This is a genomic window from Paracoccus amoyensis, from assembly GCF_014490725.1.
GTDB lineage: Bacteria > Pseudomonadota > Alphaproteobacteria > Rhodobacterales > Rhodobacteraceae > Paracoccus > Paracoccus amoyensis.
Genome location: NZ_JACOQL010000002.1, coordinates 38,063 through 59,306, shown reverse-complemented (window position 1 = coordinate 59,306; position 21,244 = coordinate 38,063). Strand labels below are relative to the sequence as shown.

18 protein-coding genes are annotated in these 21,244 nt (G+C 62.9%); 8 read left to right on the top strand and 10 right to left on the bottom strand.

Going from position 1 to position 21,244, the window contains the following annotated elements:
* Positions 1–4 precede the first annotated feature (4 nt).
* Both H4P12_RS05140 and H4P12_RS05135 read left to right on the top strand, forming a co-directional pair.
* Complete coding sequence (locus H4P12_RS05140) at positions 5–631, top strand: LysE family translocator (protein WP_187792555.1); 627 nt, start codon at positions 5–7, stop codon at positions 629–631.
* Positions 628–1,284 carry a pseudouridine synthase gene (locus H4P12_RS05135; protein ID WP_187792554.1) on the top strand — a complete coding sequence of 219 codons (657 nt, stop codon included), beginning with the start codon at positions 628–630 and terminating at the stop codon, positions 1,282–1,284. Before H4P12_RS05140 ends, H4P12_RS05135 begins: the two co-directional genes overlap by 4 nt.
* On the opposite strand, the gene H4P12_RS05130 is transcribed toward H4P12_RS05135, so the two are convergent.
* Together H4P12_RS05130 and H4P12_RS05125 are read right to left on the bottom strand one after the other, a co-directional pair.
* Positions 1,262–1,948, bottom strand: a complete 687-nt coding sequence (locus H4P12_RS05130; RefSeq protein ID WP_187792553.1) for a TVP38/TMEM64 family protein — start codon at positions 1,946–1,948, stop codon at positions 1,262–1,264. The genes H4P12_RS05135 and H4P12_RS05130 overlap by 23 nt on opposite strands.
* Positions 1,949–1,983: 35 nt before the next feature.
* Positions 1,984–2,766: an MBL fold metallo-hydrolase gene (locus tag H4P12_RS05125; protein ID WP_187792552.1), complete on the bottom strand. Its 783-nt coding sequence runs from the start codon at positions 2,764–2,766 to the stop codon at positions 1,984–1,986.
* A 144-nt stretch (positions 2,767–2,910) separates the two neighbouring features.
* Between H4P12_RS05125 and H4P12_RS05120 the strand changes: the two genes are divergently transcribed.
* The gene (locus tag H4P12_RS05120) at positions 2,911–3,966 is read left to right on the top strand and encodes a saccharopine dehydrogenase (RefSeq protein WP_187792551.1); all 1,056 of its coding nucleotides are present in this window, start codon (positions 2,911–2,913) and stop codon (positions 3,964–3,966) included.
* Positions 3,967–4,058: 92 nt separating this feature from the next.
* A complete protein-coding gene (locus H4P12_RS05115; RefSeq protein WP_187792550.1) occupies positions 4,059–5,267 on the top strand; it encodes a PQQ-dependent sugar dehydrogenase in 1,209 nt (402 codons plus the stop codon).
* Positions 5,268–5,283: 16 nt separating this feature from the next.
* Here H4P12_RS05115 and mutL read toward each other — a convergent pair whose 3' ends face one another.
* The 8 genes from mutL to H4P12_RS05075 all read right to left on the bottom strand — a co-directional run bounded on the left by mutL (position 5,284) and on the right by H4P12_RS05075 (position 15,509).
* Positions 5,284–7,119: a DNA mismatch repair endonuclease MutL gene (gene mutL, locus H4P12_RS05110; RefSeq protein WP_187792549.1), complete on the bottom strand. Its 1,836-nt coding sequence runs from the start codon at positions 7,117–7,119 to the stop codon at positions 5,284–5,286.
* Between the two features lie 54 nt (positions 7,120–7,173).
* Positions 7,174–8,568 carry a M16 family metallopeptidase gene (locus H4P12_RS05105; protein ID WP_187792548.1) on the bottom strand — a complete coding sequence of 465 codons (1,395 nt, stop codon included), beginning with the start codon at positions 8,566–8,568 and terminating at the stop codon, positions 7,174–7,176.
* Positions 8,565–10,076: a M16 family metallopeptidase gene (locus tag H4P12_RS05100; protein ID WP_187792547.1), complete on the bottom strand. Its 1,512-nt coding sequence runs from the start codon at positions 10,074–10,076 to the stop codon at positions 8,565–8,567. The genes H4P12_RS05105 and H4P12_RS05100 overlap by 4 nt, the downstream gene beginning before the upstream one ends.
* 92 nt (positions 10,077–10,168) lie before the next feature.
* The gene (locus H4P12_RS05095) at positions 10,169–11,383 is read right to left on the bottom strand and encodes a cytochrome P450 (protein ID WP_187792546.1); all 1,215 of its coding nucleotides are present in this window, start codon (positions 11,381–11,383) and stop codon (positions 10,169–10,171) included.
* Entirely contained in the window at positions 11,380–11,901 is a 522-nt protein-coding gene (locus H4P12_RS05090; protein WP_187792545.1) for a DUF3035 domain-containing protein, read from the bottom strand. The genes H4P12_RS05095 and H4P12_RS05090 overlap by 4 nt, the downstream gene beginning before the upstream one ends.
* Before the next feature lie 31 nt (positions 11,902–11,932).
* On the bottom strand, positions 11,933–12,604 hold the full coding sequence (lspA, locus tag H4P12_RS05085) for a signal peptidase II (protein ID WP_246448957.1): 672 nt from the start codon (positions 12,602–12,604) through the stop codon (positions 11,933–11,935).
* Positions 12,604–14,193 carry a bifunctional phosphoribosylaminoimidazolecarboxamide formyltransferase/IMP cyclohydrolase gene (purH, locus tag H4P12_RS05080; RefSeq protein ID WP_187792544.1) on the bottom strand — a complete coding sequence of 530 codons (1,590 nt, stop codon included), beginning with the start codon at positions 14,191–14,193 and terminating at the stop codon, positions 12,604–12,606. Before purH ends, lspA begins: the two co-directional genes overlap by 1 nt.
* 62 nt (positions 14,194–14,255) lie before the next feature.
* Positions 14,256–15,509, bottom strand: coding sequence for an RsmB/NOP family class I SAM-dependent RNA methyltransferase (locus H4P12_RS05075; protein WP_187792543.1), 1,254 nt, complete (start codon positions 15,507–15,509; stop codon positions 14,256–14,258).
* Between the two features lie 70 nt (positions 15,510–15,579).
* On the opposite strand from H4P12_RS05075, the gene H4P12_RS05070 reads away from it, so the two are divergent.
* From H4P12_RS05070 to H4P12_RS05055, 4 genes are all read left to right on the top strand, one after another.
* Positions 15,580–15,756, top strand: coding sequence for a DUF1674 domain-containing protein (locus tag H4P12_RS05070; RefSeq protein ID WP_187792542.1), 177 nt, complete (start codon positions 15,580–15,582; stop codon positions 15,754–15,756).
* A 2-nt stretch (positions 15,757–15,758) separates the two neighbouring features.
* Complete coding sequence (locus H4P12_RS05065; protein WP_187792541.1) at positions 15,759–17,099, top strand: amidase; 1,341 nt, start codon at positions 15,759–15,761, stop codon at positions 17,097–17,099.
* A 113-nt stretch (positions 17,100–17,212) separates the two neighbouring features.
* Positions 17,213–18,418, top strand: a complete 1,206-nt coding sequence (locus H4P12_RS05060; protein WP_187792540.1) for an aminotransferase class I/II-fold pyridoxal phosphate-dependent enzyme — start codon at positions 17,213–17,215, stop codon at positions 18,416–18,418.
* A gap of 4 nt (positions 18,419–18,422) precedes the next feature.
* Entirely contained in the window at positions 18,423–21,074 is a 2,652-nt protein-coding gene (locus H4P12_RS05055; protein WP_187792539.1) for a DNA translocase FtsK, read from the top strand.
* The last annotated feature ends 170 nt before the right edge of the window (positions 21,075–21,244 follow it).

Genomic DNA, 21,244 nt, shown 5'->3' with positions numbered 1-21,244 from the left:
AAAAATGATCTGGGACACGATGGCGAACATCCCTTCGGCGCAACTGATTGCTTTCATCCTTGGCGGGCTGGCGCTGAATTTTGCGCCCGGTCAGGATGTGTTCTTTGCCAGTGCCTGTGGCATTCAGAGCGGGCCGCGTGCGGGCGCATTGGCGGGCTTCGGTGTCGGTTTGGGCGTGCTGTTTCACCTCATGTTGGCAACCGTCGGCCTTGGCGCCTTGGTTGCCGCCCACCCCGAGGCGATGACAGCCATCAAATACGCCGGCGCGGGTTATCTTCTGTGGCTGGCGTGGAAAAGCTGGAATGCGGGGCCGGTTGATCCGACAGCGCAGGCGGCCCGCAAGCCGTGGAACATCATCCGGCGTGGGGCACTGTCCAACATCCTGAACCCCAAGCCGGTCCTGTTCCTGCTGGCCTTTCTGCCGCAATTCACCAACCCCGCCTTTGGCCCGATCTGGCAGCAGGTCCTGGGGCTGGGCCTGATCTTTGCCTTTACCGGCACGCTGGTGACGATCGGTTATGGCGTTGTTGGCGGTCTGGCCGGACAGGTTATCGGCAAGCGTCTGGGCCTGCTGAACAAGATTGCGGCCGTAATGTTCGCGGGTCTGGCCCTGCGGCTTGTGGTGAAATGACCGAACACGGCTTCAGCTATAACCCGCCCCCGGATGCGGCCGATATCCTGCATGCCGATCACGAAATTCTGGTGGTCGGAAAGCCGGCGGGGCTGCTGTCGGTGCCGGGGCGTGGCGAGGATAAAGCCGACTGCCTGATCGAACGCCTGCGTGGCGCGTTCCCAACGATTCTGCTGGTGCATCGGCTGGATCAGGACACGTCGGGTGTCATGATCTTTGGCCTGACGCCACATGCGCAGCGCAACCTGTCCAAGCAGTTCGAGGATCGGAAGGTCAAGAAAACCTATGTCGCGCGGCTGACAGGACGGTTGCAGCCGAAAACCGGCACCGTCGATCTGCCGCTGATCGTGGATTGGCCGAACCGCCCGCGTCAGATGGTCGATCACGAACAGGGCAAACCTGCTGTGACGGATTGGCGTGTCGTGCGGGCCAGCGATGATGAAACCCGCGTGCGGCTGTTTCCGCTGACCGGGCGCAGCCATCAGCTGCGGGTGCATATGGCCGAACTTGGCCATGCGATCCTTGGCGATCCGCTGTATGCGGTGGGCGCTGCGGCGGATCATCCGCGCCTGATGCTGCATGCCGAAAGCCTGCGTATCCGTCATCCTGACAGCGGGATGCCGCTGAATTTCACTCTGCCCGCGCCCTTCTGATGCGGCGCGCGGCCCAACGGGCCAGCCACGGAAAGATCGCCAGCAGGAACAGCATGGCCAGGACATTGGCGGTCATGATGTCCTGAACCCGTTCTATTTCAGCCAGATGGTTGCCCGCACCGACAAAGACCGCCGTCATCGGCAGCTTGCCGACAAAGGTCGTCAGAACAAAGCTGCGCAGGCTGAGAGAGGTCAGCCCTGACAGCACATTCACGGCGTAATAAGGGACGGCCGGCGTCAGCCGCAGCGACAGCATTGCCAGCGGTCCATCCGCGTCGATGGCCGCCCTCAGCCGTTCCGTGAAGGCGCCAAAGCGCCGGTTCAACCAGCCCGAGAACAGGTAACGTGCCGTCAGCATCAGCAGCGTCGCCCCAATGGTCGTCGCGATTGTGACCAGCACCAGCCCCGGCCAGAAATCAAAGATCGCCCCTGCCGTCAGCGCGAGCAACACCATGGGAAATGGCAGCATGGTCAGCCCGATACAGGCGAAGAAGAAACCGGCCATGTAATAAAGCGGGCGGGCATCGTTCCAGCGGCGGAACCGCTCGATCGTGTCGTGCAGTTCCGTCAGTTCGGGCTGGACCGGCCCCGCCCAATGCCAGATTGCGGCGACCGCAAGGGCGATCGCGATGGCGGGCAGCCATGTCGTCAGAAAACGGCTCATTCATCCTCATGTGCCGCTTTCGGCTGCGGCCGATCTTATGGTGCTTCGCCGCTGGAATACCAGTCGGCGATGACAATCAGACTACCGGCATCCGACGATTCGACCAGCCTTGCGAATTCGGCCAGATCGCTGCCCCGATGGTGATAGGGAAAGACCACGACCGGCTTGAAGGCGGCCACCGCCTCGGCGGCCTGCTGGACCGTCATGGTATAGGGCAGGTTCATCGGCAGGAATGCCACCTCGATATTTTCAAGCGCCAGCATCTCGTCGGTCGGCTCGGTATCCCCGGCGATGTAGAACCGCTTGCCGCCGATGGTCAGGACATAGCCGTTGTCACGGCCCACGGGGTGATATTCCATCCGGTCGGCGCTGGTGTTGTGGGCGGGGACGGCCTCGATATTCATGCCGATCACCTCGACCTGATCGCCATTGTTCATAACCGTGGCGCGGGCCTGTATTTCAGCGGGCAACTGGTCGAAGACCGACTGGTTGGTGATCAGCCGGACGCCGGGCAGGTTTTCCAGCGCCGTCAGGTTGAAGTGATCGCCGTGTTCATGCGTGATCAGGATCAGCGTCGGCTGCGGCAATCCACTATACCATTGCGGCGGACCGACGGGATCCACATAGACCACCCCGCCGGGCGTCTCGACCACCATCGAGGCATGTTCGACCGGGTGAAAGACCACCTGCCCGCCTTCCACCGGATAGGTGAACGATGCGGCCGGGGCGGCGTCCTGTGCGGCGGCGAAGCCAGGCAGGGCGCTGACCCCAAGGACGGCGATGCCCATTTTCAGACCGGAGCGGCGTGAGATATTCATGACGTGACCTCCTGTTGCTGGGAAATTACTGGGCCAACACGCGGGCACGGATCGGGTTCCGCCTGTCGCATGTAAAAGCCATGCTTGGCAGCACAGGATGGCTTGGCTACAGATATTGGCGCAGCGCAGCAGGGGACCGACCGAATGACACATCTATGGGTGCGGGCCGAAACTCGGCCGAATGAAGATCGGGCCGGGATCACCCCCGAAGGCGTGGCGCAACTGATCGCCAAAGGAATGACGGTCACGGTCGAGGAGAGCGGCACCCGCGTGATCCCGATTGCCGATTACGCCAAGGTCGGCGCGCAGATCGCGCCAGAAGGCAGTTGGCCTGACGCCCCCGGCGACGCCATCATCTTTGGCCTGAAGGAACTGCCCGAGGACGGCACCCCCTTGCCGCATCGCCATGTCATGTTCGGTCATGCCTATAAGGGCCAGCCGGCCGGACAGGTGCTGTTGCAGCGGTTTAAGGCGGGGGGCGGTGCCCTGTATGATCTTGAATATCTGCTGGATGAAAACGGTCACCGCGTCGCGGCCTTCGGCTACTGGGCCGGCTATGCTGGCGCGGCGGTATCGCTGAAAGCATGGGCGGCGCAGGCACGCGGACAGGTCTGCGCCCCGGTTCATGTCTATGCCAGCCAAGCCCTGTTGAACGAAGACCTGCGGGCGCAGCTGGATTCCACCGGCCTCCCGCGTCCGACGGCCATCGTCATCGGCGCCAAGGGTCGGGTTGGTTCCGGCGCGTCCGATCTGCTGAATGCAATGGGTGTGCGCGTGACCGGCTGGGATATGGCGGAAACCGCCCGCGGGGGGCCGTTCCCGGAAATTCTGGCGCATGGCATCTTTATCAACGCGATCCTTGCGGGACCGGGTGTGCCCGTTTTTCTGCCCGAAACAGCGATCAATCCGGGTCGTGCATTGACGGTGATCGGCGACGTTGCCTGCGATCCGACCAGCGATTTTTCCCCAATCAAGGTCTATGACCGCACAACGACATGGGATGCACCGGTGTTGCGGGTCGCAGACGATCCGCCGCTGGATGTCATGGCCATCGACAACCTGCCGTCGATCTTGCCACGCGAATCCTCGGTTGATTATGCCCAACAACTGCTGCCCAGTCTGCAAAGGCTGGATGATCTGAGCGCAGGTCCGTGGGGTGGTGCGCGACGGGTGTTCGACGAGCATTTCGCAAGGCTCTGACGCGGACGTGATCCTTGGGGGCGGAACGCATTGCGGTCTGCCGGGTTGGGGCAGGGACTTCCCGTTGATCTGATCCATTGGAAAGGCCCGCCATGTCCCGTCACATTCCCCGCCGCATGATCCGACTGACCGCATTTGCCACCGGTATTTTCACGGCAGGTGCCCTGTCCGCGCAGGATTTCAACGATGCCCCGCCAAACGGCCAGGGTCAAACCCCTGCGTTCGAGGGCCAGACCCGGGCGCCGGTCCTGCCCGACACAGCGTTGACGCAAGAGGTTGTCGTTGAGCGGCTGGAAAACCCATGGGCAATGGCGGAACTGCCTGAGGGCGCATGGTTGGTGACGGAAAAGCCGGGGCGCTTGCGTCTGGTTGGCGCGGATGGTGCGTTGTCCGAACCGATCACGGGCCTGCCGGAACTTGATACACGCAAGCAGGGTGGTCTGCTGGATGTGGCGGTCGCGGATGATTTTGCCGAAACCCGCCGCGTCTGGCTAAGTTTTGCCCAGCCGCGAGAGGAGGGGAAAACCTCGACAGCGGTGGCGACCGGCACGCTGTCGCAGGACGGGACCACGTTGGAAGGCACCAAGGTGATCTGGCAGCAGAACCCGGCCTGGGATTCGACCATGCATTACGGATCGGTGCTGGTCTTTGATGGCGAAGGTGGCCTGTTCGTGACGACGGGCGAACGGTCGGTCATCGACGCGCGGCCCTTGGCGCAGGATCTGACCGCCGCCTTGGGCAAGGTTGTTCGCATCGACCCCGAAACCGGCGCGCCGATGGGCGATCCCGGGACACCCGACGCGCTGCCGGAAATCTGGTCATGGGGGCATCGCAACCTGCAGGGCGCGGCTTTGGGCCCCGATGGGGCGCTTTGGACGATCGAGCATGGCCCGAAAGGCGGGGACGAACTGAACCGCCCCGAAGCAGGCAAGAACTATGGCTGGCCCCGTGCGACCTATGGTATCGAATACGCAGGCGGCCCGATTGGAGAGGGGCTGACGCAGGCAGAAGGCACCGAACAGCCGGTCTATTATTGGGATCCTGTGATCGCGCCGGGCGGCATGACCTTTTACGAGGGCGCGATGTTCCCCGATTGGCAGGGTGATGCGCTGATCGCGGGCCTGCAAGCCGGTGCCATCGTCCGTCTGGAAATCGCCGATGGTCGCGTCACCGGAGAGGCGCGCCATTTGCAGGATCTGGGGCAGCGTGTCCGCGACGTGGCCGTGGCGCAGGACGGGTCCATCATGATCCTGACTGACGAAAGCCAAGGCCAGATGATCCGGATCACGCCAGCGGAATAGGGGCCGGGCGAACAGGTCAGTCCTTGCGCCCGAACAGCCGCTCGATATCCGACAGTTTCAGCTTCACCCATGTCGGGCGGCCGTGATTGCACTGGCCGGATCGCGGTGTGCGTTCCATGTCGCGCAGCAGGGCGTTCATTTCCTCCGCCGACATGCGGCGACCCGACCGGACCGAGCCGTGGCACGCCATCGACGACAGAACCGCGTCGATCCGCGCCCGCAAGCGGTCAGACTGACCCTGATCGGCCAGATCGTCCAGAATATCGCGGATCAGGGCGCTGGCATTCAGGCGTGTCAGCATGGCCGGGGCCTCTTGCACCGCCACGGCACCTGCGCCGAAAGGTTCGATCACAAGGCCCAGTTCCGACAGTTCATCCGCGATGGACAGGATACGGGCGGCATCCGCTTCGGACAGTTCCACGATTTCGGGGATCAGCAGCGCCTGACTGGCAATGCGTTTTTCATCCGCCTGCGCTTTCAGGCGCTCATAGACCAGACGTTCGTGGGCGGCGTGCTGGTCGATGATGACCATGCCATCGTCGGTCTGGGCAATGATATAGTTTTCATGCACCTGCGCCCGTGCTGCGCCCAGCGGGGCATGGGTCGGGCCGGGGGTGATATCCTCGAACCGGGCCGAGGGGGCTTCGGCAAAGCCCGCAGCCAGATCGGGCAGCGGATCGGCTGACGGGGCCTGCGCGACAAAGGACGATCGGATCGCCCCCGGCGAGGGGCGGTAATCCATCTGATAGCTGCGACCGGGCAGCGGCGGGGGTGGCTCGGCCTGAAACGCCGCCAGGGTGGCGTCCCCAACGGCGGACGAGGCGCGATGCCCGGCATTCGCCAGACCATGCCGCAAGGCGCTGACGACCAGACCACGGGCGGCGGTCGGATCGCGGAAGCGGACCTCGGCCTTGGCGGGGTGGACGTTCACATCGACCAGTTGCGGGTCACAGGTCAGATACAGCACCGCCGCAGGATGACGGCCCGAGGTCAGCACATCCATGTAACCCGCCCGCAAGGCCCCGGTCAGCAACTTGTCCCTTACCGGGCGGCCATTCACATACAGATGCTGCGCCACAGCCGCGCCCCGCGAATAGGTTGGCAGGGCAGCAAAGCCGGTCAGAGTCAGCCCGTCGCGTTCGGCATCAATCGCGATGGTATTGTCGATGAAATCGCGGCCCATGACGCGGGACAGCCGCGCCTGCAATGCGCCGAACAATTCGCCCTGTTCGGCATCCGCGCGAAAGATTTCGCGGCCATCGGCGGTCAGGGTAAAGCCGACCCAGGGTTCCGCCATCGCCAGGCGGCGCACGGTGTCAGCGACGGCCTGCGTCTCGGCCCGTTCGGTGCGCATGAATTTCAGCCGCGCGGGCGTGGCAAAGAACAGGTCGCGCAGGTCGACCACCGTGCCACGATTGCTGGCAGCGGGACGAACCGGACCGATCTTGCCCCCGGCGACGGTGATTTCCGCGCCATCCGCGACCTGTGCACGGGATGTGATCGTCAACCGCCCGACCGCGCCCAGCGACGGCAACGCCTCGCCCCGGAAGCCAAAGCTGTTGATGGCCAGCAGGTCGCTGCCGTCGATCTTGCTGGTGGCGTGACGCGACATGGCCAGCGGCAGATCGTCGGGCGTCATGCCGCAGCCGTCATCCGCGACCCGGATCAGGCGTTTGCCGCCATCTTCGATGGAAATGTCGATGCGCGTTGCCCCCGCATCCAGCGCATTTTCCACCAGCTCTTTGACGGCAGAGGCAGGACGCTCGACCACTTCACCCGCAGCGATGCGGTTGGCGGTCATTTCATCCAGCTGGCGGATGATGGGGCGCATATTGGGGGCGTGTTGGTTCATGCCCCCAGATTTAGCAAATGCAGACGCCTCCCGCCAGTGATTCCCGAACTGGGATCAGTTGACGGCGGCGTCCGGCACCGGTTGTGCATCCGCTTCCTGCTTCGTGACGTCGGCTTCGGCGGTGTCCGGTGTGGGAATATCCCCGCCATCGGTCACACCTTCGGGGCGACCGACCAGCACGAAGCGCAGCTGATCGGATTTCAGTAGCCGTTGCGCCACGCGCTGCACATCCTCGGCGGTGACGGCTTCGACCAATGCGTTGCGGTTATCGACGTAATCACGAGGCAGACCGATCATCTGCATGCCGGCCAGAATGCTGGCGATCTTGCCATTGCCGTCGAACCGCAGGGGGTATTCGCCGGTCAGATAGGTCTTGGCGTCGTTCAATTCCTGTTCGGTCACGCCGTCCTGCGCCATGCGATCCCATTCCTGACGGATCAGCCCGATGGCCTGCCCGACAGATGCGTTGGAACTGGCCATGCCGCCCTGCCAGGATTGGCCGTAAACGCCCGTCGCAAGCCCGGTCGACACGCCATAGGTCAGCCCGCGCTTTTCGCGGATCTCATCCATCAGGCGCGAACTGAAGCCGCCACCGCCCAGAATGTGATTGGCGACAAGTGCGGCGAAGTAGTCGGGATCGTCGATGGGCAGGCCCGGCCCGGCAAAGCTGACGACAGTTTGCGGGCTGTTCCAGTCAACCACGGTTACACCGCCGGTCAGCTGCAACTGCGCCCGTTCCGGCAATGGTGCGGTGCCCTGTGGCGGCAGACCGCCAAGGATCTTGTCCAGCAAGGGGCCAAGCTCTTCGGGGGTGATGTCACCGGTTGCCCCCACGACGACGCGATCACGGGCCAGCACGCGGTTTTTGGCCGCGACCAGATCCTGACGGGTCAGGGTCCTGACCGATTCCGGCGTCCCGTTGATCGAGGTCGCATAGGGATGGTCGCCCCAGGATTGGCCGGCCATTTCCTTGACCGCAAGGCTTTGCGGATCGGTATCTTCGGATCGGATCACCGACAAGACCTGCCCCCGGACACGCTCTACCGCGTCATTGTCAAAACGCGGCTGCGCCAGGGCCTGCGCCAGCAGATCGGCGGCGGCATCGCGGTTTTCGGTCAATGCGCGCATCTTGACGACCAGCGCGTCGTCGTCGACATCGAACGAAAATCCGGCACCCAGATCCTCGACCGCCTGAGCAAAGGCCGTTGCTTCCCGCTTGCCTGCGCCTTCTTCCAGCGTGGCTGTCATCAGGTTGATCGCGCCGCGTTTATTGGGCGCTTCCAGGCTGGCGCCGCCTTCAAAGCTGAAGTTCAAGGCGACGAACGGGATCGAATGATCTTCGACCAGCCATGCTTTCACGCCGCCGGGTGAGGTGACTTCCTCGATCTCGATGGCATGGGCCGGAACCGCCAGAACGGCAAGGAACAGAGCGATGCTGGCGCGGATCATTGTTGCACCTCATTGGGTTCGGCGGATTTGGATGGGCGCCCCGGTGGTCGCGGCATGGATCGTGCAGGCGGCTGATCAGCCGTTTCTGCCGGGGCGGTGTCTGGCGTCGCGGGGGCCGTCATCCCTGTTGGCGGGGATGGCGGCTGTTGCTGTGCGTCGTCCGCCACCTTGGCCTCCGCTTCGGCGGGCAGCAGCCAGCCGGTCACAACGGCCTTGTTGTTCAGCAGTTCACGGGCGGCGGTGGTGACATCTTCGACCGTGACTTGGGACAGGATGTCGGGCCAATCGTTCACATCTTCTATGGTCAGTCCGGTCGCCAACCCTTGCCCGTAATCATAGGCGCGGCCATGGGCGGAATCGCGGGCATAGATGCGGGCCGCACGGATGCGGGTCTTGACCCGTTCCAGATCAGTGGCATTTGGACCTTTTTCGACAAATGTGGCCAATGCCTCGTCCAGTGCGGCTTCGGCTTTGGCGCGGTCCATGCCGTCGGCCGGGATCATCGCGATAGAGAAATTCGTCGGATCGACGGCCAGACCGTCATAGCCCGCGTTGACCCACAATGCCTTGCCCGGCAGGGCAAGTTCACGCCCCAGATACGAGGTTTGCATCGACCCACCCAACAGCTCGGCCAGCACGGTCAGGGCGGCAGCCTTGGACTGATCGCCCGCGTTGCGTTCAGGCACGATAAAGCTGCGGGTCAGAACCGGCTGCGGGACGCGGGGATCGCTCATTTCCATCCGGCGGGGCGCGCGCTGTTGGGGTTCTTGGGGCCGGATGCGTGGTTCTGCCTCACCCTTTGCGGGGATGGGGCCGTAATATTGTTCGGCCAATTCGCGGGCGCGTTCGGGGGTCACATCGCCCGCAATGACCAGAACCGCCTCGTTCGGGGAATAATGGTCATCATACCACGCATTCGCATCGTCAAGCGTCAGCCCCTCCATTTCCGCGCGCCAGCCAATCACCGGGCGGCCATAGGGGTGGTTGTAATACAGCGTCGCCGACTGCTCTTCGGAAAACAGGGCCGAGGGGTCGCTGTCGATCCGTTGGGCGCGCTCTTCCAGAACCACCTGCCGTTCGGCCTGCCAGTCATCCTGGCCAATCTTCAGATTGGCCATGCGGTCAGCCTCCATTTCCATGATCATCGGCAGGCGGTCAGCCGCGATACGCTGGAAATAGCCGGTGTAGTCGTAAGAGGTGAAGGCATTGTCCATACCGCCATTCGCGGTGACGGTCTTGGAAAATTCACCGGGGGCCATCTTGTCCGTGCCCTTGAACATCAGATGCTCAAGATAATGGGCGATGCCTGATTTTCCGGGCTGTTCATCGGCAGAGCCGATTTTATACCACAGCATCTGGACCACGACCGGGGCGCGGTGATCCTCGATCAACACGGCCTCCAGCCCGTTATCAAGGGTGAAATGGGTCACGCCCTCTGGCATTTCCGCCAATGCGGGCAGCGTGCCAAGGGACAGCGCGAAGGCTGTGGAAACAATCGGGCGACGCATGTGGTGGGCAAGCTCCTCTATCCTGCCACGGAATCTGACGTGGCAAGGACGCATGCGCAACCCACCCTCGCGGCTTTGTGTCGAAACCGCGCTTAACTGAAGCGAACGGGCAGGCTGGACGGGCCATGCGCCTGCAGCCCGGTTTTCCAGATCGCAGCCGCTTCCAGCGCGATGTCACGGGTCCGGTCCAGCAGCGCGGCGAACAGAACCTCCATGTTCAGCCGCGCCAGATTGTTGCCGAGACAGACATGCGGCCCGGTGCCAAAAGCCAGATGAACATTCGGCTTGCGGGTGATGTCGAAGCGGTCGGGCCGATCAAAGGCCGCAGGATCGCGGTTCGCACTGGCATATAGCAGCCCGAATTTCGTGCCCTTGGCCCAGTCCTGTCCGCAGATGGCCATGTCTTCGGCCGCATAGCGGTGAAAGAATGGCAGCGGCGCAGCATAACGGAACATTTCTTGCACCGCCGTCGGCATCAACCCGCGATCCGCGCGCAGTCGCGCCATCTGATCGGGATGGAGCAGCAGCGCATGCAGCCCGCTGCCCGTCACGTCGATGGTCGAGCCGTGGCCCGCATGCAAAATCTGCATGATCGTCGCGATCAGTTCGTCATGGCTCATCAAGCCAGCGGTTTCCGCGCCGATCATCACGCTGATCAGGTCGTCACGTGGGCGGGCCTTGCGATCTGCATAAAGCTGCTCCAGCAGGTCGTGGAACAGCCGGGTCGCGTTTTCGGCCCGCGCTTTCTTTTCCGCCGTGCGGTTGATGTCGAAATAGCTGACGACCTCATCCGACCAGATGGTCATTTGCGGGGCCATCGCGGCATCTGTTCCGATCAGATGGCCGATCACCTGTCCGGGCAGATGCGCGGCAAGGTCGGCGATGAAATCAATCCGCCCTTGCGGGATCAGGCGATCCAGCGCATCGTTGACCCAGTCGGTGACGAAGCCGCGCAGGCTCTCCAACCGGGTTTTGGTAAAGAACGGAAAGACCGCCTTGCGCAGGCGGTCGTGGTCCGGCCCGTCGATTTCCAGCATCGAGGTTTGCACGAAGCGTTCGTGAAACGGCATGTCGTGAAAGTTGTTGGCGATTTGCAGGCGCCGCACCTGATCGTCCGAGGCAAAGACACCCGGATCGCGGACCATGCGGCGATCCATGGCAATCGCGCGGACATCGGCAAAGCGGCTGGCGATATGGCCGCCAAATCCCGGCATCAATGGCAGGCCCGGCTGCGCCCGCAGCGCGGCATAGGCGGGCCACGGGTTTTCACCAAATTCGGCTGTGTCCGGGTCGAAGCCGGGGATCATTTCGTGACGGGGGCCGGCGATGTCTGCGTGATTGCGCCTGCACCCTGCCACTGGACCTGTGCATCCCGCGCATCCAGTGCCTGCGGACGATAGGCCCGCTGGTAGACCGAGGTGCCGAACAGAATCTCCAGCGGACGACGGCGGTTGCGCGACCGATAATCGGCATCCGCCTGTGCCAGTCTGCCCCGGATCGCCGGGTCGTTCCCATTGCGGCTTGCGGCAGCGACCAGCGCCTGATCGGCGGCACCGATGCCACGATCCTCCAGCCGTGCCGGATTGCCGCCAAGGGCTGCAACCGCATCGGCATGCGGTGTCGGATCGGTAATATTCGCGCCACCCGGTGTCGGGGTCGGCAGCAAGGCCAGATCGGGCGGCATGTTCAGCGGTTTGGACGGGATGATCGCAAATTCATCCGGCGTCGTCTGGCCGGATTCGATGTTCATCAGGCCGCGATTGCTGCTGCACGCGCCAAGCACGGCGATGGTCGCCATTCCCAATACCAGCCCAACTGCCCGCATGACCTGTCCCTTACCTTTCGTTGCGCTTGTTCTAACGCGAATTATCCGCGCCGTCACGGGTGTTGTCGCCAGCAGCCGATTTTGGCGTCGTTCTGCCGCTTTTCGGCGCCGCCTTGCGCGTGGCCTTGACCGGTTCCGGTTTCTTCTGCGGCATCAGGACCAGCCCGATGGCACCCGCGAAAATCGCGATATCGGCGACGTTGAAGCTGTAGGGGTTTGACCAATTCGGCAGCGACATGTTGAGGAAATCGGCGACCGCGCCGTAATAGATGCGGTCGATGACATTGCCGATGGCACCGCCGATCAGCAATCCGGCAGCGATCTGGGCCAAACGGCTGGCATTGCTGCGCCAGATCCAGACCCAGACCCATATCACGATCACCGCCGCGACCACGACCAGAATCCATTTGGTTGCGGTGTTTTCCGACGACATCAGCCCGAAATTCACGCCCTGATTCCACGCCATCCGCAGGTTCAACCATGGCGGCAGCACGTCGATTTCGCGCAGCTGATCCAGCCGCAAGACGTGGACCACATAATATTTCAGCACCTGATCCAGCAGGATAATGGCGGTGGTGATCCAGATCACCAGCCGCATGTTCGTGCGCACAGGCGGTTTGGGCTTGCGCGGGGCCCGTGGCCGGGTGGCCTTGGGCTGGAGGGCGGGCTTGTCCGCCTGATCTAAGGGAAGCTCGTGTTGCATCAGTGACGGAAATGCCTTTGACCGGTAAAGACCATTGCCAGACCCAGACGGTTGGCGGTGGCAATCACCTCGTTATCGCGCATCGACCCGCCCGGTTGGATGACCGACCTGGCACCGGCTTCGGCCAAAGCCTCGATCCCGTCGGCAAAGGGGAAGAATGCGTCCGACGCAACTGCCGCACCATTGGTCAACGGTTCGGACAGGCCAAGGATTTCGGCCATGTCTTCGGATTTGCGGCGACCGATGCGGGTGCTGTCCACACGGCTCATCTGACCGGCGCCAATACCGACGGTCGCCAGATCTTTGGCATAGACGATGGCGTTCGATTTGACATGCTTGGCCACGGTCCACGCAAACAGCAGGTCGTTCAGTTCGTCCTGCGAAGGCTGGCGTTCGGTCACGATTTTCAGATCGCCCAATCCGACATGGCCGTTGTCGCGCCCCTGCACCAGAAAGCCGCCTGCAACCTGACGGAAGGTCAGGCCGCCCGCCTGCGGGTCCGGCAGGCCGCCCGTCGTCAGCAGGCGCAGGTTTTTCTTGGCGGCAAAGATCTGCTTGGCCTCGTCATTCGCGTCCGGGGCGATGACGACTTCGGTGAAGATCTTCACGATTTCTTCCGCCGTCGGGCCGTCCAGCGGCTGGTTCAGCGCCACGATCCCACCAAAGGCCGAGGTTCGGTCGCAATCAAAGGCGCGGCGATAGGCGTCGATCGCACTGTCACCACGCGCCACGCCGCAGGGGTTGGCGTGTTTGATGATGGCGCAGGCCGGACCCTGGGACGGATCGAATTCGGCCACCAGCTCAAAGGCTGCGTCGGTATCGTTGATGTTGTTGTAGGACAGTTCCTTGCCTTGCCACTGACGCGCCGTGGCAACGCCGGGACGCGATTCGCCGGTGGTATAGAACGCAGCAGCCTGATGCGGGTTTTCGCCATAGCGCAGCGGTTGCGCCAACGTTCCGGCAAAGGCGCGGCGGCGCGGTGTTTCCTGCCCGATCGCGTCCGCCATCCAGTTGGAAACAGCCGCGTCATAGGCTGCGGTGCGGGCATAGGCGATCTGCGCCTGACGCTGGCGGAACTCCAGCGTGGTGTGATCGTCGTTTTCGTCCAGCTCGCGCAGCAGGGCATCGTAGTCCTGCACATCGACGATGGTTGTGACAAAGGCGTGGTTCTTGGCCGCGGCGCGGATCATCGCGGGGCCGCCAATGTCGATATTCTCGATGCATTCGTCATAATCGGCGCCCTTGGCGACGGTTTCTTCGAACGGATACAGGTTCACCACCAGCAGGTCGATCATGCCGATATCGTGCAGTCGCGCGGCTTCCTGATGTTCGTCATTGTCGCGCAGGGCCAGCAATCCGCCATGCACGGCGGGATGCAATGTCTTGACCCGGCCATCCATCATCTCGGGAAAACCCGTGACATCGGCGACATCGATGACGGGAACACCCGCCTCGCGCAGCGTCTTGGCGCTGCCGCCAGTTGACAGGATCTCGACACCGCGCGTGGACAGCTTGCGGGCAAAGTCAATCATGCCGGTTTTGTCGGAAACGGAAATCAAAGCACGCCGCAGGGCGCATGGACGGGTCATGGCAGGGCCTCGTATCTGGCTTTGCCCGGTCAACTAGCGCCCCGAGGGCCGAAGGTCCAGCGTCATGCGGGCTTTCGCAGCCGTGCGATGAAAAAGCCGTCCATTCCGCCCCGTTCTGCCCAGTAATCGGGACGCAGGCGGATGCCGCCTTCGGGCGTGATCCAATCGGGATCAATTCCCGGCAGATCCGGCGTTTCCACGGTCAGGCCCGGATAACGGGCTTGCGCGGCGGCAATCTGCGCTTCGCCTTCGTCGGGCAAAAGCGAACAGACGGCATAGACCAGACGACCGCCCGGCGGCAGCAGGGCAATGGCATGGTCGATCATACGGGCCTGCAGATCGACCAATGCGGAAATGCCGCTGCCATCGCGCAGATAGGGCAGGTCGGGGTGGCGGCGAATCGTTCCCGTGGCCGAACAGGGCGCGTCCAGAAGGATCGCGTCCAACCGGCCATCGGGCTGCCATTCCAGCACATCGGCCGCAACCAGTTCGGCAGAAAGCTGGCAACGCTCCAGGTTTTCGGCCACGCGCCGCAGACGCGCCGCGCTGATATCAACCGCTGTGACCTGCGCACCGGCGGCGGCCAGTTGCAGCGTCTTGCCGCCCGGCGCGGCGCAAAGATCGGCGATCTTTTCGCCCGACTGCGGGTCCAGCATGCGCACCGGAATTGCGGCGGCGGCGTCTTGCACCCACCAGTCGCCCTGCGCAAAGCCCGGCAGCGCCGAGACCTGAACCGGCCCGGTGATGCGCAGCGAGCCGGTCGGCAGCGGCTCCGCACCGGGCACATCGCCCGCCGCTTTCAGGGTCAGGTCCAACGGTGCGCCGGCCTGATGCGCGGCCTCGATGGCCAGTGTGGTCTCTTCGCCATAAGCGTCGCTGATCGAATCGCGCAACCAGTCGGGCAATTCTTGCGGGGTAATGTCGGCCCAACCCTGATGCTGCGACACCTTGCGCAGCACGGCATTGACCATGCCTGCTGCCGCCGCACCCTTTTTGCCCTGGGCGCGGGTCAGTTCGACCGCGGCATCCACGACGCCATGCGCGGCACCGCCCAGTTCCAGCAATTCCACCGTGGCAAGGCGCAGCACGTCCAAGACCTGCGGTGCGGGCTTGCGATTGACATAGACCTGCAACACCTCATCGGCGCGGTCCATATGGCGCAAGGTCTCGGCCGCCAGCCGTCCGGCGCGGGCCTGATCGGCAGGTAGCAGCCTTTTCAGCACGCCTGACTGATCCGACAGGGACTGCCCCTCGCGAACCCCTTGCAGCAAACGCAACGCACCTTGTCGCGCCAAATCTTTCCCTGGCTTTGCCAAATCGCTTTCCTTCGCCTAAGTCTTGGTCAAGACTGAACCGGACCCATAAGCCCTGTCGAGGGATGTTTCCATGAGTGATCGACCAGAATTGCCGCCCGAAGCGCAACGCGCCCTTGCCGAAGCCGAAGAACGGCGCAAGAAAGCCGCGAAAAATGCCCCTCTGCCAACGGAATATGGCGGGCGCGATGGCCCCGAACCGGTTCGCTATGGCGACTATGAAAAGAACGGCCTCGCGGTGGATTTCTGAACATGGGCAAGGATTGGCTGCGGGCCTCCGCCACCGAACAGGGGCGGGCGATCATGGCGGGCCTGTTGGACCCGATCGACCAGACCGAGGCTTATCTGGCCGCCGCCAAAAGCCATCCCTACAGCAAACGCATCTATGCGCGGATCACGGAAACCCGCGCCCGTTCCGGTGCGATTGCGGCGCATGACCGGGCCAAGGCCGAGCTGCGCTATGGTATCCTTGATGGGGTTGCGATCAGCTGGAAAGACAATATCGACAGCGGCGGCACCCTGACCGAGGCGGGTTCGAAGCTGTTGGAAGGTCGCGTCCCGCGCAAGGATGCCACCGTTCTTGCCCGTGCCGCGCGTGAAGGCGTCTTGTGCCTGGGCAAGACGCATATGACCGAACTGGCCTTTTCCGGGCTGGGCCTGAACCCAAGCACTGCGACCCCGCCGAATGCGCTGGATCCCGATCTTGCCCCCGGCGGCTCCTCCTCGGGGGCGGCTGTATCGGTGGCCATGGGCATCGCAGCGGCGGCCATCGGTTCGGATACCGGCGGTTCGATCCGCGTGCCCGCGGCGTGGAACGGGCTTGTCGGCTTCAAGCCAACGCATAACAGTCTGCCGGAAAAGGGCGTCGTGCCCCTGTGCCGCAAATTCGACACTGTTGGCCCGATTGCCCGCACGGTTGAAGACTGTGCCGAGTTGTTTGCGCTGATGGCAGAAGATCGCGCGGTTGATCTGGCCGGCGCAAACATGCAGGGCCGCCGCCTGATGGTGCTGGAAGGGGTGCCGTTCGCGGATGCCGAGGACGAGCCGGTCGCCGCTTTCGAGGATGCGGTGGATCGTCTGGCCAGGGCTGGCGCCAGAATCGAACGTGTGTCATCGGATTGGGTCGCCAAGGCGATGCCGCTGTCGGCGACCCTGTTTGCCCCCGAAGCCTATGGCATCTGGCGCGATCAGATCGAAGATGCGCCGGAACTGATGTGGAAGCCGATCCTGGAACGTTTTCGTGGCGGGGCCGAGGTCAGCGCCCCCGATTACGTTTTTGCCTGGGAAAGCCTGACCCGCATCCGGCGCAAATGGTTCCGTGAAGTCACCGCCAGCTTTGACGCTGTTCTTGTGCCGACCGTCCCGATCCTGCCGCCCAATGCCCAGCGTTTGCTGGATGATGATGCATATTTTGTCCGCGCCAATCTGCTGACATTGCGAAATACCCGCATCGGAAACCTGCTGAACCTGCCCACGGTGACGCTGCCGACAGGGCAACCGGGTTGCGGAATCTCGATCATGGGGCAGACGGGACGCGACCGGCATTTGCTGCGTGTGGCGGCCGGTGCCGAAGCCGCATTGGCCAGCGACTGAACATTTCGCAACGCTTCCGTGCTGTTGGCACCGGCTTTGGCTGGACGCATCCCCATGTTCACGTTAAAGTTCACAGTAATAAACGGGGCAAAGACCCCGAGAGCGAGGCAGATATGGCACTACCCGAGCGGTTTTCGAACCTGCCGGACTATGCGTTTCCGCGTTTGCGGGCGCTGCTGTCTGGTATCGAACCCGGTCTGAAGGACGGGGAAATCCCGATGGTTCTGACCATCGGAGAGCCGAAGCATGCCATGCCCGACTATGTTGGTCCGGTGCTGAATCAGTCGCTGGCCGAATACGGGAAATATCCGCCAAACGACGGCACGCCGGAACTGCTGGCCGCGATCAGTGCGTGGTTGAAGCGGCGCTATGGCGTGGATATCCCGACCAGCCGAATCACATCGCTGAATGGATCGCGCGAGGGGTTGTTCAACGCGGCCCTTGCATTGTGCCCGGAACAGAAGAACGGCCAGGCGCCCGCCATCCTGATCCCGAACCCGTTCTATCAGGTTTATGCCGTGGCGGCGGCTGCGGTCGGTGCGGAACAGGTTTTCGTGCCTGCGACCGTTGAAACCCACCATTTACCCAATTTCACGGGCCTTCCTGCCGATGTGCTGAACCGCACCGCGATTGCCTATCTGTGTTCGCCCGCGAACCCGCAGGGCGCGATTGCAGGGCGTGACTATCTGCGTGATCTGATCCAGCTGGCCGAGACGCATGATTTCCTGATCTTTGCCGATGAATGCTATTCCGAGATCTATCGCGACGAACCCGCGCCAGGTGCGCTGGAAGTGGCTGCGGACATGGGTCTTGGCGATCGCGTGGTGGTTTTCAATTCGCTGTCCAAACGCTCTAGCCTGCCGGGGTTGCGGTCGGGCTTTGTCGTGGCCAGCGAAAAGAACACCCGTGCCATCCGACAGTTGCGCAGCTATACAGGGGCGCCCGTGCCGCTGCCCAATCAGCGTGTCAGTGAGCGCGCATGGGCGGACGAAGATTACGTCATCGGGAACCGCGAACTTTATCAGCAGAAATACCAGATCGCAGATCGTATCTTTGGCAATGTGCCCGGATATCGGCCGATCGAGGGGGGCTTTTTCCTGTGGCTGCCGGTGGACGATGGCGAGGAAGCCGCGAAAAAGCTGTGGGCACAGGCGGGCATTCAGGTGCTGCCCGGTGCCTATCTGTCTCGCGATGTGAACGGACATAATCCCGGCAAGGGATATATCCGCGTGGCCATGGTTGCCGATGCGGAGCAAACCGAAGCAGCCCTGCAGAGGTTGCGTGCAGTAATTTATGATGACGGTGACGGGGAAGGGTGACGTAATGGCAAGCTGGCAGGCGAAACGTCGCGATCCGCTTTTCGATCAGAACACACAGGCCGCGCTGGAGCGGCGGGGCAAGGAATTGCTGGGCGCAGGCCTGGTGATCTTTGGCGTTCTGATTGCGATGATGCTGGGCAGTTGGAGCTCGAACGACCCCAGTTTCCTGTCCGCCACCGATCAACCGGCAGAAAACATGCTGGGCAGTTTTGGTGCTTATATCGCCTCGCCCCTGATGATGATTGCGGGTTACGGGTCGTGGATGGGGGTCGTCGCGGCCATCGTCTGGGGCCTGCGCCTTGTCCTGCATCGCGGCGAATACCGCTTCATGCGCGCGATTTTCGTGCCATTTTCGATTGCGCTGCTGTCGGTTTATTGCAGCACGATCACCCCCGGCCCGGAATGGGAACAAAGCTACGGTCTTGGTGGTCATTTCGGCGATATGATGATGGGGGCGATCCTGAACATCATCCCCGTCAAGGCGCAGATCGGCATTCGTCTGGCCGGGTTCCTGGTCGCGATCGGCTTTCTCGCCATGACGGCCTTTGTGCTTGGCTTTGAACGTGCTGAACTGCGCCAGATATGGCGCCGGTTCATCGTCGGCCTGATTACCGCCATTGATGTGGCGATGCGGGTTGCCGGTCGGGGCGCGGCTGCATCCGCCAATGTCGCACAGCGCAGGAAAGCCCGTCGCGAGGCTGCGGCCTCTCGTCGTGCCGCAGCGCCCGACGCGGCGCAACCAGCCGATGCCCGCGCCGGTGCCTTTGTGCGCCTCAAGCCGCAATCCAATCAGTCCGATTATTTCGAGTTGGAAGAGGACATGCCCGAGCCTGAGCTGATCGAGCGGGATGTGGCGGATTATGACGGCGATGCATCCTCGGCCGATCAGGTCCGTGGGCGCATCACAGATGCGATCCGCGAACGGGCCGGAAAATCGTCGGTCCTTGCGGCCGTCACCGCGCGCCTGACCCGCGATGGCGGGCATGCTGAACCGCAGCCGAATGAGCAGATCGAGCCGGCCCAGCCGAACCCCTTTGGCGCGGATACGCAGCGCGTCGTTGTGCCGCCCGCCCGCAAGCCCACGGCACATTCGCAGCAGGCCCGCAAAGAGGCAGAGCCGGAATTGCGTTTTGATCAGAACGCCTCGTTGTATGAGCGGCCGCCCTTGTCGCTGCTGACGGCGGCGGCGCAATCCGATCAGGCGCATATTTCCGAAGAAGCCCTGATGGAAAATGCCCGCATGCTGGAAGCAGTGCTGGACGATTACGGCGTCAAGGGCCAGATCACCGAGGTCCGCCCCGGCCCTGTGGTCACGCTTTATGAGTTGGAACCCGCGCCGGGCCTGAAGGCCAGCCGCGTGATCGGTCTGTCAGACGATATTGCGCGATCCATGTCAGCGCTGTCGGCACGTGTTTCGACCGTGCCGGGCCGCACCGTGATCGGGATCGAATTGCCGAACCAGCGCCGCGAAAAGGTCGTGCTGCGCGAAATTCTGGCAGCCCGCGCCTTTGGCGATGGCAGCCACCCCTTGCCTTTGGCGCTTGGCAAGGATATTGGCGGTGATCCGGTGATCGCCAACCTTGCCAAGATGCCCCATTTGCTGATCGCAGGGACCACCGGTTCGGGTAAATCGGTCGCCATCAACACGATGATCCTGTCGCTCTTGTACAAGCTGACGCCGGATGAATGCCGCCTGATCATGATCGACCCCAAGATGCTGGAACTGTCCGTCTATGACGGCATCCCGCACCTGCTGTCGCCCGTCGTCACCGACCCGAAAAAAGCCGTCGTCGCGCTGAAATGGGTCGTCAGCGAGATGGAAGAGCGTTACCGCAAGATGTCCAAGATGGGCGTCCGCAACATCGAAGGCTATAACGGCCGCGTCCGCGAGGCGCTGTCCAAGAACGAGATGTTCAAGCGCACGGTCCAAACCGGTTTTGACGAAGACACCGGCGAGCCGATCTTCGAGACCGAGGAATTCCAGCCCGAGACCTTCCCCTATATCGTCGTCATCGTCGACGAGATGGCCGACCTGATGATGGTCGCCGGCAAGGAAATCGAGGCCTGCATCCAGCGTCTGGCCCAGATGGCGCGGGCCTCGGGGATCCACCTGATCATGGCGACGCAGCGGCCTTCGGTCGATGTCATTACCGGCACGATCAAGGCGAACTTCCCGACCCGGATTTCCTTCCAGGTGACGTCGAAAATCGACAGCCGCACCATCCTTGGCGAACAAGGGGCCGAGCAATTGCTGGGTCAGGGCGACATGCTTTACATGGGCAACGGCGCCCGCATCACCCGTATCCACGGCCCCTTCGTCAGCGATGAAGAGGTCGAGGAGGTCGTCACCCACCTGAAATCCTTTGGCCCGCCCAGCTATAAATCCGGCGTTGTCGAAGGGCCGGAAGATGAGATCGCGGCCGATATCGACGCGGTTCTGGGTCTTGGCGGCGGCGAAGGCGGGGACGATCAGCTTTACGATCAGGCCGTCATGATCGTGGCCCGCGACCGCAAATGCTCGACCAGCTATATCCAGCGCAAACTGGCCATCGGATATAACAAAGCCGCCCGGATCGTCGAGCAGATGGAAGAGCAGGGCGTCGTCAGCAGCGCCAACCACGTCGGCAAGCGGGAAGTGCTGGTCCCCGAAGTGTGAGGGGCTGTCATCGGATCTGTTCCGCGAGAGCGCACCAGAATGGATCACCCCGCCGGTTGGCGGGTCATCCTGTGTCGTGCCAACCAACCGCATCGGACAGTGAGCATCGGGCGATGCCTGGCCATGGGCGATCAGCGAATTGTCATGCACAGATGGTCTGTGCGGCTGGC

What these genes read in the sequence shown, in the direction of transcription:
- H4P12_RS05140 (WP_187792555.1), top strand. Translation starts at nt 5, where the DNA reads ATGATCTGGGACACGATGGCGAACATCCCTTCGGCGCAACTGATTGCT.
- H4P12_RS05135 (WP_187792554.1), top strand. Translation starts at nt 628, where the DNA reads ATGACCGAACACGGCTTCAGCTATAACCCGCCCCCGGATGCGGCCGAT.
- H4P12_RS05130 (WP_187792553.1), bottom strand. Translation starts at nt 1,948, where the DNA reads ATGAGCCGTTTTCTGACGACATGGCTGCCCGCCATCGCGATCGCCCTT.
- H4P12_RS05125 (WP_187792552.1), bottom strand. Translation starts at nt 2,766, where the DNA reads ATGAATATCTCACGCCGCTCCGGTCTGAAAATGGGCATCGCCGTCCTT.
- H4P12_RS05120 (WP_187792551.1), top strand. Translation starts at nt 2,911, where the DNA reads ATGACACATCTATGGGTGCGGGCCGAAACTCGGCCGAATGAAGATCGG.
- H4P12_RS05115 (WP_187792550.1), top strand. Translation starts at nt 4,059, where the DNA reads ATGTCCCGTCACATTCCCCGCCGCATGATCCGACTGACCGCATTTGCC.
- mutL (WP_187792549.1), bottom strand. Translation starts at nt 7,119, where the DNA reads ATGAACCAACACGCCCCCAATATGCGCCCCATCATCCGCCAGCTGGAT.
- H4P12_RS05105 (WP_187792548.1), bottom strand. Translation starts at nt 8,568, where the DNA reads ATGATCCGCGCCAGCATCGCTCTGTTCCTTGCCGTTCTGGCGGTTCCG.
- H4P12_RS05100 (WP_187792547.1), bottom strand. Translation starts at nt 10,076, where the DNA reads ATGCGTCGCCCGATTGTTTCCACAGCCTTCGCGCTGTCCCTTGGCACG.
- H4P12_RS05095 (WP_187792546.1), bottom strand. Translation starts at nt 11,383, where the DNA reads ATGATCCCCGGCTTCGACCCGGACACAGCCGAATTTGGTGAAAACCCG.
- H4P12_RS05090 (WP_187792545.1), bottom strand. Translation starts at nt 11,901, where the DNA reads ATGCGGGCAGTTGGGCTGGTATTGGGAATGGCGACCATCGCCGTGCTT.
- lspA (WP_246448957.1), bottom strand. Translation starts at nt 12,604, where the DNA reads ATGCAACACGAGCTTCCCTTAGATCAGGCGGACAAGCCCGCCCTCCAG.
- purH (WP_187792544.1), bottom strand. Translation starts at nt 14,193, where the DNA reads ATGACCCGTCCATGCGCCCTGCGGCGTGCTTTGATTTCCGTTTCCGAC.
- H4P12_RS05070 (WP_187792542.1), top strand. Translation starts at nt 15,580, where the DNA reads ATGAGTGATCGACCAGAATTGCCGCCCGAAGCGCAACGCGCCCTTGCC.
- H4P12_RS05065 (WP_187792541.1), top strand. Translation starts at nt 15,759, where the DNA reads ATGGGCAAGGATTGGCTGCGGGCCTCCGCCACCGAACAGGGGCGGGCG.
- H4P12_RS05060 (WP_187792540.1), top strand. Translation starts at nt 17,213, where the DNA reads ATGGCACTACCCGAGCGGTTTTCGAACCTGCCGGACTATGCGTTTCCG.
- H4P12_RS05055 (WP_187792539.1), top strand. Translation starts at nt 18,423, where the DNA reads ATGGCAAGCTGGCAGGCGAAACGTCGCGATCCGCTTTTCGATCAGAAC.